The sequence below is a fragment of the Dactylosporangium sp. CS-033363 genome (assembly GCF_050942475.1).
Lineage (GTDB): Bacteria > Actinomycetota > Actinomycetes > Mycobacteriales > Micromonosporaceae > Dactylosporangium.
Genome location: NZ_CP192032.1, coordinates 5,525,672 through 5,540,398 on the forward strand (window position 1 = coordinate 5,525,672; position 14,727 = coordinate 5,540,398).

General features: G+C 71.5%; 13 protein-coding genes. 3 read left to right on the top strand and 10 right to left on the bottom strand.

Going from position 1 to position 14,727, the window contains the following annotated elements; all coding sequences use genetic code 11:
• Window positions 1-30: 30 nt before the first annotated feature.
• From ACQPZ4_RS25525 to ACQPZ4_RS25540, 4 genes are all read right to left on the bottom strand, one after another.
• The gene (locus ACQPZ4_RS25525) at window positions 31-1,602 is read right to left on the bottom strand and encodes a putative Ig domain-containing protein (RefSeq protein ID WP_433066074.1); all 1,572 of its coding nucleotides are present in this window, start codon (window positions 1,600-1,602) and stop codon (window positions 31-33) included.
• 130 nt (window positions 1,603-1,732) lie between these two features.
• The gene (locus tag ACQPZ4_RS25530; protein WP_433066076.1) at window positions 1,733-2,410 is read right to left on the bottom strand and encodes an RraA family protein; all 678 of its coding nucleotides are present in this window, start codon (window positions 2,408-2,410) and stop codon (window positions 1,733-1,735) included.
• A 60-nt stretch (window positions 2,411-2,470) separates the two neighbouring features.
• Window positions 2,471-2,956 carry a roadblock/LC7 domain-containing protein gene (locus ACQPZ4_RS25535; RefSeq protein WP_433066079.1) on the bottom strand — a complete coding sequence of 162 codons (486 nt, stop codon included), beginning with the start codon at window positions 2,954-2,956 and terminating at the stop codon, window positions 2,471-2,473.
• Entirely contained in the window at window positions 2,953-3,291 is a 339-nt protein-coding gene (locus ACQPZ4_RS25540) for a hypothetical protein (protein ID WP_433066651.1), read from the bottom strand. Before ACQPZ4_RS25540 ends, ACQPZ4_RS25535 begins: the two co-directional genes overlap by 4 nt.
• Window positions 3,292-3,649: 358 nt before the next feature.
• On the opposite strand from ACQPZ4_RS25540, the gene ACQPZ4_RS25545 reads away from it, so the two are divergent.
• Window positions 3,650-6,979 carry a glycoside hydrolase family 3 C-terminal domain-containing protein gene (locus ACQPZ4_RS25545; RefSeq protein WP_433066081.1) on the top strand — a complete coding sequence of 1,110 codons (3,330 nt, stop codon included), beginning with the start codon at window positions 3,650-3,652 and terminating at the stop codon, window positions 6,977-6,979.
• A 10-nt stretch (window positions 6,980-6,989) separates the two neighbouring features.
• Here ACQPZ4_RS25545 and ACQPZ4_RS25550 read toward each other — a convergent pair whose 3' ends face one another.
• Both ACQPZ4_RS25550 and ACQPZ4_RS25555 read right to left on the bottom strand, forming a co-directional pair.
• Entirely contained in the window at window positions 6,990-7,928 is a 939-nt protein-coding gene (locus ACQPZ4_RS25550; RefSeq protein ID WP_433066084.1) for a ComEC/Rec2 family competence protein, read from the bottom strand.
• A 7-nt stretch (window positions 7,929-7,935) separates the two neighbouring features.
• Window positions 7,936-9,714, bottom strand: a complete 1,779-nt coding sequence (locus ACQPZ4_RS25555) for a S8 family serine peptidase (RefSeq protein ID WP_433066086.1) — start codon at window positions 9,712-9,714, stop codon at window positions 7,936-7,938.
• Between the two features lie 116 nt (window positions 9,715-9,830).
• Here ACQPZ4_RS25555 and budA point away from each other — a divergent pair, with 116 nt between their 5' ends.
• A complete protein-coding gene (gene budA, locus ACQPZ4_RS25560; protein WP_433040045.1) occupies window positions 9,831-10,541 on the top strand; it encodes an acetolactate decarboxylase in 711 nt (236 codons plus the stop codon).
• 9 nt (window positions 10,542-10,550) lie between these two features.
• Here budA and ACQPZ4_RS25565 read toward each other — a convergent pair whose 3' ends face one another.
• From ACQPZ4_RS25565 to ACQPZ4_RS25575, 3 genes are read right to left on the bottom strand one after another with little or no spacing between them, the layout of a single operon-like run.
• Window positions 10,551-11,063 (bottom strand): hypothetical protein, encoded by a 513-nt coding sequence (locus ACQPZ4_RS25565; RefSeq protein ID WP_433040048.1) that lies wholly within the window; start codon window positions 11,061-11,063, stop codon window positions 10,551-10,553.
• A 53-nt stretch (window positions 11,064-11,116) separates the two neighbouring features.
• Window positions 11,117-11,662: a cysteine hydrolase family protein gene (locus tag ACQPZ4_RS25570; protein ID WP_433040051.1), complete on the bottom strand. Its 546-nt coding sequence runs from the start codon at window positions 11,660-11,662 to the stop codon at window positions 11,117-11,119.
• 15 nt (window positions 11,663-11,677) lie between these two features.
• Window positions 11,678-12,031, bottom strand: coding sequence for a MarR family winged helix-turn-helix transcriptional regulator (locus ACQPZ4_RS25575; RefSeq protein ID WP_433040054.1), 354 nt, complete (start codon window positions 12,029-12,031; stop codon window positions 11,678-11,680).
• 173 nt (window positions 12,032-12,204) lie between these two features.
• Here ACQPZ4_RS25575 and ACQPZ4_RS25580 point away from each other — a divergent pair, with 173 nt between their 5' ends.
• Window positions 12,205-13,668 (top strand): MFS transporter, encoded by a 1,464-nt coding sequence (locus ACQPZ4_RS25580; protein ID WP_433040057.1) that lies wholly within the window; start codon window positions 12,205-12,207, stop codon window positions 13,666-13,668.
• A gap of 222 nt (window positions 13,669-13,890) precedes the next feature.
• Here ACQPZ4_RS25580 and ACQPZ4_RS25585 read toward each other — a convergent pair whose 3' ends face one another.
• Window positions 13,891-14,724, bottom strand: coding sequence for a transglutaminase-like domain-containing protein (locus ACQPZ4_RS25585; RefSeq protein WP_433040060.1), 834 nt, complete (start codon window positions 14,722-14,724; stop codon window positions 13,891-13,893).
• Between the last annotated feature and the right edge of the window lie 3 nt (window positions 14,725-14,727).

Consider the following 14,727-nt stretch of genomic DNA (forward strand, 5'->3'; position numbering starts at 1 on the left):
CGGATCCGGGGCCGGTCCCGCCCGGTCTCATCAGCTCACCGTGACCGCCGCGTCGTCGATGACGAACGACGTCTGCAGCGAGGAGTCCTCGGTGCCGTTCCACTTGAGCGTCACCGTCTGGCCGGCGAACGCGTTCAGGCTGTAGCTCTTCTGCACGTACCCGGTGGCCTTGTTCAGGTTCGACAAGGTCGCGAGGGTGGTCGAGCCGGCCGTCACGGTCAGCTTGTCGTACGCCGTCGACGACGTGGTCTCCGCCGTGTCGATGTGCACCCAGAAGGTCAGCGTCGCCGAGCAGCCGGCCGGGATGGTGACCGACTGGGAGACGCTCTCGGTGTGGGTGGAGCCGTAGCCGAGCAGCCAGGCGCTGTACGTGCCGCCGTGCGCGGCCTGGCCCTGCGAGGACCACTGGCCGATCGCGCCGGTGGTGCCCGTCCAGCCGGTCGCGCCGGACTCGAAGCCGCCGTTGGTCAGCTTCTGGCCGCTGCAGGTGCCGCCGCCCCCGCCGCTGACCGTCCACGTGAAGCTCGCGCTGCCGGTCGCGCCCGTGGTGTCGCGGGCGGTCACGGTGCTGGTGGTGGTCTGCGCCGTGGTGGGGGTACCGGAGATGAGGCCCGTGCTCGAGTTGATGCTCAGGCCCGCCGGGAGCCCCGTCGCCGAGTAGGTGAGGGTCTGGCCCGACGCCGAGTCGGTCGCCGTGATCTGCAGCGACTTCGCGGTGCCGACGGTGGCGGTCTGCGCGCCCGGGTTGGACACGGTGACCGTGTTGCCCGGCGTGCTCGCGCCGGTGAGCATGCAGCCCGCGACCGTGAGGTCGATCGCCCGCGAGGAGTTCAGGCAGGTGGTGAACCAGTACGTCTGCTCACCGTAGGACTGTCCCTGGTGGACGGTGATGTTGCCGTTCGCGTCGACCTCGCACGGGTTGTTCAGCGTGCACTGCTGCCCGTCGTCGTTGCCGGTGTTGTTGATGCCGATGATCTGCCGGTCCGACGAGCGAATGATCGGCGAGCCCGAGGTGCCGTGGGTGGTCTGGCAGCCCGTGTTGTACCGGATCGAGTCCTTCCACGTCCACGTGTCCTCGCGCAGCGTGTTCACGAACCCGTTGATGTTGCAGGTCCAGACCTGCTTCCAGTAGCTCGACGGGATCGTCATCGCGGTGCCGTCGGCCGGACGGGAGGCGGCCACGGTCAGCGCGGTGGTGTTGCTGAACTTGGACTTGATCTGCGCGAACGTGTCGGTCAGCTGGTACAGCGAGACGTCCGTGCCGGTCATCGTGCCGTAGATGAGCTTGTCGGCGCGGACGGTGCCCAGGGACGCCCCCGAGTCGCTGAGCAGCGTGCCGGTGCGGCTGCTCGTGCGGTTCGTGTACACCTGGCCGGCCGGGATGAACCCGTTCTCGTAGCAGTGCCCGTTCGTCAGCAGCATGGCCCGGTCCGAGTCGACCGACTGCGGCCAGCGCACCAGCGAGCCCGAGCAGTTGTTCAGCGCGATCGTCGAGCCCAGGCCGGTGACCGCGAGCGCCTGGGCGGGCGCCGGGCCGGCGACGACGCTCGCGGCGACGGCGAGGATGGCCGCGCCGACTGCGAGTGTCCGTCTCTTGCGCATGGGGGATCCCTTCGTCGGGGTACGCGCGGCGGTCGTGTCGGCACGCGTAGCCGCCCGTCAATGTGATTCGCACCCTCACATCGACGAACTTCCCCGTCAACGACGGTGGACCCTTTGTCTGGCCCTGCGCTTACTCCTCGATGGCCCCACCGACCCGGCGCAGGTGCACGCGGAACGTGTACTGCGGGTCCTCTTTGTTGCGCGCGAGGTACTCGGCGAACCGGGTCTGCTCGCGCAGCGTCTCGCCCGTGCGGATCTTCCGGGCCTGCTCACGCTCGGTCTGCTGGATCGCCTGCGCGATTTCGATGACGGCCGCCGCCTGCCCGCTTGCGAGGAAGATGACGCCGTCGTCGTCGGCGAGGACCAGATCGTCGCCGGACAGGTCGTGCGGGCCGAAGCGCATGCCGGGTTCGCGGGGGTCGACGCGGAGCGGGCCGAGCGGGAGGGCGCCGTAGCTGTACACCGGATGCCCGATTTCGACGAGTTCGGCGGTGTCGCGGTGCAGGCCCCAGACGACCAGGCCGGCGACCCCGGCCGCGGCGGCCTCCAGGACGGTCAGGTCGCCGATGCAGGCCTCGTCGGTGCGCCCGCCGTTGTCCACGACGAGCACGTCGCCGGGGCGGGCGGCCTCCAGGGCCTCCAGGAAGACGTCGACGCTGCCGGCGTGGCGGGCCGGGAGCACCCGTCCGGCCAGGCGCGTCCCGGGAATGACGGGCCTGATGCCGGCGGGTGCGATCCGCGGCGGGATGCCGGCGCGCACGCAGGCGTCGGCGACGAGCGGGGTGCTGAGATCACTGAAATCGGGCACGGCGCCATCATGGCGTCGTGCGTCGCTCCGGCGCCGGAGCCAATTCGTTGCGGGTGGTTCTTATGGCAACAGCGGGGCGAGGCGGGCCACGGCGGGGCGGGCCTCGAGGTGCAGGCGGGCGACGTTGATGCCGTCGTCGCCCAGGACCGCCAGCAGGCTGGTCGGGTTGATCGCGTACACGGTGAAGTACCCGCCCTCGCTGCGCAGGGTCGCGTCGCGGAACGGGCTCTGGCCGAGCACCATGGCCGTCTGGCGGCCCAGGCCGTAGGTGGTCGCGGCGAGTGCGGCCAGGTCGGCCGGCTCCAGCCCGGGCGGCAGGTCGTGGGTGATGAGCAGGCCGTCGACCCCGCCGACGGCCGAGCCCCGCACGCCCGGCACCCGCAGCCGCAGGTCCGCCAGCTCCGAGCGGACCGCCGCGAGCGCGGCGGCCATCGGATCGATCCGGGTGCCGAACGCCGGCGTCGCGCCGGTCCAGGCCTGCTCCGATCCGGCGCGGCGGGGCAGCCCGTCCGCACCGGTCGGGGTCGCAGTCCCGAAGAAGGTCACAGCTCGAGGCCCTCTTCGATCTGGCGCAGCTGGTGACGGGCCAGCGCGAGGTTCGCGCGGGACTTGACCAGCGCGAGGTAGAGGAACAGCCCGCGGCCGCCGATCGAGCCGAGCGGGCGGATGATGTGGTACTGGTGGTCGAGCGTGATCAGGATGTCCTCGACCTTGTCGGGCAGCCCGAGCATCTCGATCGTGCGAAGCTTGGCCCGCACGACATCCGTGTTGCCGGCCGCGGCCACGGTGATGTCGAAGTCGGGCCCGCCGCCGAGCGTGCCGAGCGTCATGCCGCTGGTGTAGTCCACGAGCGCGACGGCGATGGCGCCGTCGATGTTCATCGCGCCCTTGAGCGCGACATCGAGATTGCTGGTCAAGCCTGCCTCCAAACAAGCACAACTGGAACGCTCGCGAGCCTGTCACAACGAGATCTTTCCGGGCACGTTTCGACGCAGGTTTCAGACAGTCGGCTCATCGGCATCTGCCCTGCCGACCGATATGACGGTGACGGTGGGTCGCGTGATGCTGCCGTAACGCAATGTCGCACGTGCATGTTTGAGGCATCGGTGCTGGTCGAAGCGTTGCGGAAATCGAAGGCCTTGACAGCCCGGACGCCGGGCCTCAGGCTCGGAGAGCGCTCTCTCGGCACCGCGGCCGTCGGCGCCTCACGGTCACCGCCATGACCACGATCGGAGCATCATGCCGTCAGTTCGCCGTGCCCTGCTCGCCGCCGGCGTCGCCGCCGCGCTCACCGCGGGCCTCCTCGCCGGCGTCCGCGCCGCCGAGGCGGCCGACCAGCCGTGGCGCGACGCGTCGCAGACCCCCGCCCAGCGCGCCGACGAGCTCCTCGCGGCCATGACCCAGGCCGAGAAGCTCACCATGCTGCACGGCGGCGCCGGCTGCGGCTTCGCGGGCTGCGTGGACGCCAACACCCGGCTCGGCATCCCGCAGATCCGCCTGCAGGACGGGCCGGTCGGCGCCGGCGACGGGTTCACCGGCGTCACCCAGCTGCCCGCCCCGGTCGCCTCGGCCGCCACCTGGGACGTCGGGCTGGCCCGCCAGTACGGCGAGGTCCTCGGCTCCGAGCAGTGGGGCAAGGGCACCAACGTGGTCCTCGCGCCGACCATCAACATCGTGCGCGACCCGCGCTGGGGCCGGGCGTTCGAGTCGTTCGGCGAGGACCCGTACCTGGCCGGGCAGATCGGCGCGGCCGACATCCAGGGCATCCAGAGCCAGGGCCCGATGGCGCAGGTGAAGCACTACGCGGCGTACAACCAGGAGACCAACCGCAACACGCTGGCCGACAACGCGATCGTCAACGCCCGGACCCAGCGCGAGATCTACCTGCCCGCCTTCGAGACGGCCGTCCAGCAGGGCCAGGCCGACTCGGCGATGTGCTCCTACTCGGCCGTCAACGGCGCCTTCGCCTGCGAGAACGGGCCGCTGCAGAACGACGTGCTCAAGCGTGACCTGGGCTTCACCGGGTTCATCACCTCCGACTGGGGCGCCACCCACTCCACGGTCGCCTCGGCGAACAACGGGCTGGACATGGAGATGCCCGGCAGCCAGTACTTCGGCGCCGCCCTCACCACCGCAGTGCAGAACGGCCAGGTGTCCCAGGCGACGATCGACGACCACGTGCGGCGCATCCTGCTCTCGATGTTCCGCCGGGGTCTGTTCGACAAGACGCAGACCGTGAACACCGGCGCGGTCGTGACCACCACGGCCCACGCCGACGTCGCCCGCCAGGTCGCCCGCGACGGCGCGGTCCTGCTCAAGAACGCCGGCAACGCGCTGCCCCTGGCCGGCGGGTCCACGGTCGCGGTCATCGGGCCCGGCGGCGGCACCCGGGCGATGGTCCAGGGCGGCGGGAGCGCGGCGGTCAACGCGCCGTACCTCGTGACGCCCTTCGACGCGATCCACGCCCGCAGCGCCTCGGCCGTCTACGCCCCCGGCATCCCGGCCGCCGACGGCGCGCTGCCGCCGGTGCCGGCGAGCGCGGTCACCGGGCTGAGCGCGGAGTACCACAACAGCGCCGACCTCACCGGCCCCGCCGTGCTCACCCGCGCCGAGAGCACCATCGACAAGGTGTGGGGCGGCGCCTCACCGGCCCCGGGCGTCAACGCGACGAACTGGTCCGCGCGGTACACCGGCACCCTGCACCCCACCGTCACCGGCACCTACCAGTTCTCCCTGACCAGCGACGACGGCAGCCGGCTGCTCGTGAACGGCCAGCAGGTGATCAACAACTGGTTCAACCAGGGCAGCACCACCCGCACCGGCTCGGTCGCCCTCACCGCCGGGCAGAACGTCAGCCTCGAGGTCGACTACTACCAGGGCGGCGGGGCCAGCAACCTGACGCTGGGCTGGGCGGTGCCCGGCCAGTCGGTCCACGACCAGGCGATCGCCGCCGCCCGCGGCGCGGGCACCGCCCTGGTGTTCGTCGACAACTTCGAGTCCGAGGGCTCCGACCTGGCCGGCATCGACCTGTCCGCGGCCCAGAACCAGCTCGTGGCCGACGTCGCCGCGGCCAACCCCAACACGGTGGTCGTCGTCAACAGCGGCTCGGCGGTCACGATGCCGTGGCTGGGCAGCGTGAAGGCGGTCGTCGAGGCGTGGTACCCGGGCCAGGAGGACGGCAACGCCCTCGCCGCCCTGCTCTACGGCGACGCCAACTTCACCGGCAAGCTCCCGGTCACCTTCCCGGCCCGCCTGGCCGACGTCCCGGCGAACACCGCGGCACAGTGGCCGGGGCAGAACGGGCAGGTCCAGTACTCCGAGGGCCTCAAGGTCGGCTACCGCTGGTACGACGCCCAGAACGTGACCCCGCTCTTCCCGTTCGGGCACGGCCTGTCCTACACCACCTTCGCCTACGCCAACCTCACCGTCGGCGCTCCCGACACCGGCGGCAAGGTGGCCGTCGCCTTCGACGTCACCAACACGGGCCAGCGGGCCGGTTCCGAGGTGCCGCAGGTGTACGTCGGGCAGCCCGCCGCCGCCGGCGAGCCCCCGCGCAACCTGCGCGGCTTCACCAAGGTCTCGCTCGCCGCCGGCCAGACCCAGCGGGTCACCGTGACGCTGGACGCCCGCAGCTTCCAGACCTGGGGCACGGCCTGGACCACCACCGCCGGCACCCACCAGATCGCCGTCGGCTCCTCCTCCCGCGACCTGCGCCTCACCGGCCAGGTGACGATCGGCACCACCACCCCGGCGGAGACGCCCCTGCCGCGCACCGGCTGGACCGTCACCGCCTCCTCGACCGGCGGCGCCGACGTCCCGGCCCGCACGATCGACGGCAACACCGCGACCCGCTGGTCGAGCGGCGTCCCGATGGCGAACGGCCAGTGGCTGCAGGCCGACCTCGGCTCGGCCCAGACCTTCGACCGCCTGCGGATGGACTCGGCGGGCAGCGCGAACGACTACGCCCGCGGGTACCAGATCCTCACCTCCGCCAACGGCACCACCTGGAGCTCCCCGATCGCCACCGGCACCGGCACCGGCGCCCAGATCACCGCGACGTTCCCGGCCCAGACCGCGCGGTACGTCCGCGTCGTGCAGACCGGCACCTCCACCAGCTGGTGGTCGGTGGCCGAGCTGAACCTGGACACCGCCGGCACCGTCACCCAGCCGACCGGCCCGCTGTCCCGCACCGGCTGGACGGCCACCGCCTCGGCGACCGGCGGCACGGACGTCCCGGCCCGCGTCCTGGACGGCGACACCGCGACCCGCTGGTCGACCGGCACCCCGATGGCGGGCGGCCAGTGGCTCCAGCTCGACCTGGGCGCCGCGCGCACGTTCAAGGAGCTGCGCATGGACTCGGCGGGCAGCGCGGCCGACTACGCCCGCGGGTACCAGATCCTCACCTCCGCCGACGGCACCACCTGGAGCTCCCCGATCGCCACCGGCACGGGCACGGGCGCCCTGGTCACGGCGACGTTCCCCACCCAGACGGTGCGGTACGTCCGGATCGTGCAGACCGGCACCTCCACCAGCTGGTGGTCGGTCGCGGAGCTGAACCTGTACGCCTGACGCCCCGCCGTCAGACGCTGATCACGACGGGCGGGCCGGCCACCTCGAAGGACCGGCCCGCCCGCAGGTCGTGCAGGACCCGCTCGGCCGCCTCGACGCGGTGGGTGAGATGGACGGTGTACCGCTCGTCGGCTCCGCGCGAGGCGACCAACAGCCGCAACGCCTCGGCGTCGGGGTGGCCGTGCTTGCTGCCGTCGGTCGAGACCACATAGTGGTCGGCCGTGACCCGTCCGAAGAAGTCCGCGCTGACGTTCTTGGCACTGCCGTGATGCGGCAGCTTGAGCACGTTCACGTGGAGCCGGTCGTGGCCGCACGCGGTCAGCCCGTCCAGCAGATGGTCGCCACGCGCGTCGCCGGTGAGCAGCGCCGTGGTGGTGCCGTGCTTGAGGTACAGCGCGATGCTCGACAGATTGGGCACGCTGTGGTCCTTGACCGCTGCCGCGGCAACCTTCTCGTCGTTCTTAGACCACTTCGCCGCGAGCTTGGCCAGCGCCACCTCGGCGGGCGCGACCACGGTCACGTCGAGGCCGTGCAGCGTGGCCCGCCGGCCGAGCCGGACGGTACCGCCGAACGGGGCGTTGATCTCGATCCCGAGCGCCATGGCGAGGGTCCTCAGCTCATGGCCCTGCGCGAAGCTGGCCCCGTGCACCGCTTCGGCGGACGGCGCCACAAGGTCTGCCGAGTGGTTGAACCAGAGCCGGTCCACCATCATGCTCGACGCGAGCTGATCGTCCTGCTCACGGCGCAAGTCGCGCAGCAACGCCAGGACGCCGCCGATGTGGTCGTCGTCGATGTGGGTCACACAGATGGCGTCCAACCGCCGGACCCGGCCCTTGATCGCCTTCTGGTAGGTGACACCCGGACCGCCGTCGACCAGGATCGTGTGGCCGTCCCACCCGATCAGGCAGGCGTCACCCGGCCCGGCGGCCAGGAACTCGAACGTCAGCATCGGCGCCTCAGATCGACTGGATGGCGCGCAGGACGTCCACGACACCGCTGCCCTGGAAAGCGCGCTCGCGGCGCAGATCGGTCGCGGTCGCGCAGAGCACCTCCTTGATCCGCTCCGGCCGCCCGATCAGCTCGCGATGGCGCGCCATGAGCATCGCGGCCGCCCCGCTCACATGCGCTGCTGCCTGGCTCGTGCCGTGCATCGCCATGATCTCCTCGCCCGGGATCGGCCCGTCGATGTCCTCGCCCGGCGCGATCAGGTCGGGCTTGGCCCGCCCGTCGGCGGTCGGGCCGCGACCGGAGAAGTAGCTGACGCCGTGCCGGTGCGGGTTCGAGCGGTGGGTGGAGCCGACCGTGATCACGGCGTCGGCGTTGCCGGGGTCGGAGATGCTGGTCGGGTTGTAGCCCGCCCCGTTCGTGCGCACGAGCTCGCCGAAGCCGGCATTGCCGGCCGCGGACACGACCACGACGCCGGACCGCACAAGCCTCTCCGCCTCCTGGCAGACCGGCGTCCAACCGCACGCATGTGTCGCCACGTCGTGCGGCACCGAAAGGCTGAGGTTCACTCCCGCGATCACCAGCCGGCCGGCCTGGTCGTTGATGTACCGGATTGCCTGCAGGGCGGCGAGCACCGAGAACTCGTCGCCATTGCCGACATCATCGAGTACCCGGAAGTCGTACAACTTGATATCCGGGCAGACCCCGCGCAGACCCCGTTCCGGCCAGTTTCCGCCGAGGACTCCGGCTACATGTGTCCCGTGCGGGTCGCCGGGTTTTCGGATCGTCAACTGTGGTGGAACAGACCGCGACCGGGGACGCTCCAACTCCAGCGCGACTTCCACGAACGGAAGCGCATCGCGCCAGTCGACGAGGCCCGGCACCTTCGCTCGGTCCGCCAGCACGCGGCGGGCATTGGAGAAGTCGAACGCACGCAGAATCCGATTGCCGGTCGGCTCCTCCAACTCTCCGTGCAGGTTCTTCCACTCCTTGAAAGCCGGATGGTGGTAGTCGATCCCGCTGTCGACCACGGCCCAGCCGATGGTGCTGCAGTCGATGGCGAACACCTGCTCGGCCGCGTCGGCCTTGACCGTGGCCCGCGATCGGGTCACCGCCGCGCCAGCCTTGCGGTTCGTCGTTACGGAGGCCACTGGGTACCGACGCCGCCGGTCGTCGTCGACTGCGCCGCGCGGTCGCTCAGCTGGGACCGCGTGGCGCAACATCTCGGCGATGAAGTCGAGGTCAACGCCGCCGGCCGGGCCCGCCGCGGAATCCGTGACCGCACCCAGCAGCCTCAGGAACCACGCGAGCCGATGGTCGTACTCCCGCGCCCTGCTCCCCTCGTCTGTGTAGTCCTCCTGGGCGAACCCGATACCCCGACGACGTTCCGGTCGTGCCGCAGCCACCTCCGGCGGACGGTTCAGCAGCTCGACCATCTCGTCGGGCGCGAGTCGCCTCGCCCGATCCAGCAGACCAGCAAGGTTGGTCATCGGCATGACGACCTGCACTAACTGCCGCAGCGTCACCGAGACCACGACGAAGCCGCCGACCGCCACTGGCCGGGTCTTGTTGCTGCCGCTCTCCAACAGCTGCTCGAAGACGGTCCGGATGCCATGTTCCTCGTGAATCGTCAGAATGACATCAACACGGTGATCAAGGCCGTACTGCGTCTGTTCAGCGAACGCCCACCAGGCGTCGAAGCGGACGGGGCAGTCAGTCGCCCAGGGTGGCGGCAGTGCGGCGGTACCGTAGAACAGCGCGGTCAGCTCATCCCGGTTCACGTCGTCCATCCCTTATCCGCGTCGATGGCTCCGGCCGGTGAGCCTACGCCGTGGCGGGCATCGGGTGGGAGTTCGTCCGGGGTGGGTGAGCGTCCCGGCGGCGGCGCGTCGCCATCGTTGGTCGCATGACCGGCGAGATCTTTCAGACGTCCACCATCGGGGCGATGATCCAGGGTGCGTACGACGGGGACGTGACCGTCGGGGAGCTGCTGGAGCACGGGGACTTCGGGCTCGGGACGTTCAACCGGCTCGACGGGGAGATGCTCGTGCTCGACGGGGTCTGCCACCACCTCCGGGCCGACGGCAGCGCGCGGCCAGCCGCGGAGCAGGAGCGCACGCCGTTCGCCGTCGTCACCCAGTTCGCGCCGGGCGCGTCGGTGCCGGTGGCGCCCGGCAGCGACCGGGACTCGCTCATCGCCTCCATCGACGACGCGGTGCCCAGCGCCAACCTCGTCTACGCTCTCAAGATCACCGGGACGTTCGGGGAGATCCGGACGCGGACGGTGCGGGAGCAGTCGACGCCGTACCCGCCGCTCGCCGAGGCCGTGCGCGAGCAGACCGAGACCGTCATGCACGACGTGCACGGGACGCTCGCCGGGTTCCGCACGCCGGGGTTCGAGCGGGACATCTCCGTCGCCGGGTACCACCTGCACTTTCTCACCGACGACGGGGCCCACGGCGGGCACGCGCTCGGGTTCCGGCTCGACGAGGGCACGGTCGAGGTCGGCGCGCACTCCGAGCTGCACCTGCGGCTGCCGCGCACCAAGCAGTTCCTCGACGCCAACCTGACCCCGGCCGACATGGCCGCCCAGATCCGCCAGGCCGAGGGCGGCTGAGCCACCGTCCTACGCTACCGAGCGGGGGCCGGTCGTGCCGGTGACGGTCCAGCCGGGGCCGGGATCGTTGCGGTGCACCACATAGGTGAGCATGCTCGCGCCCAGGCACGCCAGGAACCCGTTCACGTGGACGGTGACCTCGTTGTCGTCGCCGTCGACCGGGCCGAGGGTGACGAGCATGCCGCCGTTCTTCACGCGCGCGCAGCCGTTCGGGGTCTCCAGGACCGACTCGCGGTCGGCGATGAACTGCACGCTCGTCACGTCGGTCAGGGTCTTCGTGACCTGCTCGCGCGTGTTGGCGGCGATCGGCGTGCCGCCCTCGTCGCGGTCGAGGACGTAGACCGTCGCGAAGGTCATGCCGGGGAACGTGTTGTCCGAGGGGGAACCGAGGAACTGCCGGAGCACGGCGGAGTACACCTCGGCTTCCTTCATCCCGGCCGGCCAGTCAGCCGCCGCTCCCGTCGCTTCGGTCGCGGTCGCCGCGCAGCCGCTCAGCACCGCCACCGCGAGCACCGCCGCCATCAGCCTCAGTCTCAGCACGCTGGTCCGACGCGCCGGGCACGGGCCGGGTTCCCTCAGAGCGACTTGATCCACTCGTCGGTGGTCGTGACCGTGGCCTGGCGGGGGAAGACCTTCTCCAGCAGGACGCGGTGCACCTCCTCGTCGCGGTCGGCGCACGCGTCGGACAGGACGGTCAGGCGGAAGTCGAGGTCGGCGGCCTGGCGTACCGTCGACAGGACAACGCCGCTGGTCGAGATGCCGCACAGGACCAGCTCCGTGGCCCGGTTGGCGCGCAGCAGGACGTCGAGGTCGCTGCCGGCGAAGGCGCTGACCCGGCGCTTGAGGATCACCGGCTCGCCGGGGCGCACGGCCAGGTCCGGGTGGATCTGGGTGGCCGGGTGGTCCTGGGTCATGGCGTCGCCGGCCTGGGTCATCCCGCCGAAGATCGGGTTGGCCGGGTCGATCTCGGGATAGCCGGGCCGGAACGCGACCCGGACGTGGCCGACCGGGACGCCGGCCGTGCGGGCCGCCTCGATCGCCCGGGCGGCGCCGGCCAGCGCGGCGGGTCCGCCGTCGGCGCGCCCGACGATCGCCTGCTGGAAGTCCATGGCGAGCAGCATGTTGGTGCCTTTCGGTCAGGTTTTCAGGCGCGCGAGCAGCGCCAGGGCCTCGTTGATCGCCGACAGTTCGTCCGCGCTGAACCGTTCCATCTCGTGTACCAGCCATGCCCCGCGACCCCGCTTCTCCTCCAGCGCGCGGGCCTGCCCGGCGGGGCTGAGCGTGATGACGTGCCGCCGGCCGTCCTCGGGGTCGGGCGCGCGCTCGATCAGGCCGAGCTCGTCGAGCGCGTTGAGGGTGGCCGTCATCGACTGCGAGCGGACGCCCTCGGCCAGCGCGAGCACGGTGGTCGACGAGGCGCCGTCGCGGTGCAGGCGCATGAGGACCGCCGCCTGGGACGGCGACAGCCCGCCGGACGGCACCTGGCGCATGCGGGCGCGCAGGCTCCGGAACAGGTCGATCAGCTCACGGGCGGCGACCTCGGCAGCGGCGGTCTCGGCGTTTATGTAGCCAACCTACCAAGTTTGCCTACGGATCGCGCAATGCGACCCCCGTCACTCGCAAGCGGGATGGTGCGGAGGCTGGCCTCCGCTATTGTGGAGGCATGCCTCAAGTTTCTCGTCGGTCGTCGTACCGGCTGACGTTCGGCGTCCTCGCCGCGTCGACCGCGGCGTTCTCGATGCTGCAGTCGCTGGTCAGCCCGGTGCTCCCGGTCATGCAGCGCGACCTGCACACCTCGGCGGGCACCGTCACCTGGGTGCTCACCGCCTGGCTGCTCGCCGCGTCCGTGGCCACGCCGCTCATGGGGCGCATCGGAGACATGATCGGCAAGGAGCGCACGCTGCTCGTCGCGCTCGCCGCCATCGCGGTCGGCTGCCTGCTGGCCGCCCTGGCGCCGAACATCGCCGTCCTCATCGTGGCCCGCGTCATCCAGGGCCTCGGCGGCGCCCTGTTCCCCCTCTCGTTCGGCATCATCCGCGACGAGTTCCCGCCCGCCCGCGTCATCTCGGCCGTCGGCGCCATGTCCGCCGTCATCGCCCTCGGCGGCGGCCTCGGCATCGTCCTGGCCGGCCCGGTCGTCGCCGCGCTGAACTGGCGCTGGCTGTTCTGGATCCCGCTCGGCGTCGTCGTGGTCACCGGCCTGCTGGCCTGGCGTTTCGTCCCGCCGTCGCCGACCCGTTCGCAGGGCCGCGTCAACTGGCTCGCCGCGGTACTGCTCTCCGCCTGGCTCGTCGCCCTGCTCCTCCCCCTGAGCAAGGGCAACGCCTGGGGCTGGACCTCCCCGCTGACGATCGCCCTCCTCGCGGCGGCGCTCGTCCTCGCCGCGGCCTGGGTGGCGACCGAGATGCGCTCCGGCAACCCGCTCATCGACATGCGCATGATGCGCCTGCCCGCGGTCTGGACCACGAACATCGTCGCCCTGCTGTTCGGCGCCGGCATGTTCGGCGTGTACGCGTTCCTCCCGCAGTTCATGCAGATCCCGAGCTCCACCGGCTACGGCTTCGGCGCCACCGTCGGCGAGGCGGGCCTGCTGATGGTCCCGATGCTGGCCACCATGGCGGTCGCGGGCATGCTGAGCGGCCCGATGGCCACGTGGTTCGGCAGCCGCGCCCAGGTCGTCGCGGGCTCCCTGCTGGCCACCGCGGCCAGCGCCGCCTTCGCCTTCGCCCACGCCCACCCCTGGCAGGTGGCCACGGCCGCCGCGGTCTTCGGCATCGGCATCGGCCTGGCGTACGCGTCGATGACCTCCCTGATCGTCCACAGCGTCCCGATGGCCCAGACCGGCGCGGCCAGCGGCATGAACGCGAACATCCGCACGATCGGCGCCTCCATCGGCACCGCGATCGTGAGCTCGATCGTCACGAGCGACCTGCGCGGGGACGGCCTGCCGACGGAGCACGCGTACACGTCGGCCTTCATCGCCCTGGCCGTGGCCGCGGCCCTGTCGGTGGCGGTGGCCCTGCTCATCCCCCGGCACCGCAACGCGCCCCCGGCCAGCGAGACGCGCATGCACATCGACCCGGCGGCCGAGCAGTCCGACCCGGAACTGACCCCGGTCGCCGGCTGATCCTGTCGGCCTTGCTGGTTTTGCCGGAGGCTCCCGCGCATTGGCGTGGGGGCCTCCGGCCGTTTTCAGGGTCGTGCTGCGCGGGCCGGCATGGAGCTGAACTCGATGGGCAACAGCGCGATTGTCGGCCGAGTCCTGGTCTGGTCCAGGGGTTACCGGTCCAAGGGTTCCAGGTGCGCGAGCCAGCGATGTCCCGGACGCACGCGGGTGACGAGCGAGCGGTCAGATCGCGGGCTGGGCGGGCTCGACCATAAACGGCGGGGGCTCCAGGCGAGCGTCCAGCGCCAGAGTCTCCCGCGCCACCAGCAAGGGTCCACCGGCCGCGCTCACCGGGGCCACCGTGTCCAGCAGTGCCACGTCCTCCGCCGGCAGGTTGTCGTAGTGGGTCGGGATCAGGCCCCAGTTGTCCCAGGGCAGTACCTCGGTGCCGGTCAGCGCGGCCAGGTCGCGGATCACGTTGCCCTGGATCTCCCAGAAGCCGGTCAGGTCGGCCGCGCTGGTGCCGACCGTCTGCGGGTCGCGCTGGCCCGCGCGGCATTCCATCCAGGCCTGACCCGCGACCAGGAAGGCGTCGCGGGGGATGTCGAGCGGGTCCAGGTCGCCGGTGCCGTAGGCGCCCGGCGGGGCGCTCGCCACCTGGGCGTCGAGCAGGTACCAGCCGCGGTCGGCGGACCAGGTTTCCACGACCCAGTGGTCGTCGTAGAAGCCGGGGACGAAGTAGCCCGCGAAGCCCGCCCTGGCCCGGGCCGGGACGCCCACCGCGCGCAGCAGGGCGACCAGCAGGACGGCGAAGTCGCGGCACGTCACCGCCAGGCGCTCGGCCGGGGGGCGGGGCTCGAGCGAGCCCAGGTGGGACAGCATCGCCTTGACATAGCGCAGCTCCGCCTCCGCGCGGCGGGGCTCGGGCAGGTCCACGCCGAACTTCCAGGCCCAGTCCCGGTGGATGAGGACGCCACCGACGAGGGTGGCCAGGTCGGCCGGGTCCGTGGGGAGGCCGGCGACCTCCCCCGGATCCGTGATCACGCTCTGCTGCCGATAGAACTCCAGCTCCTCCATGGC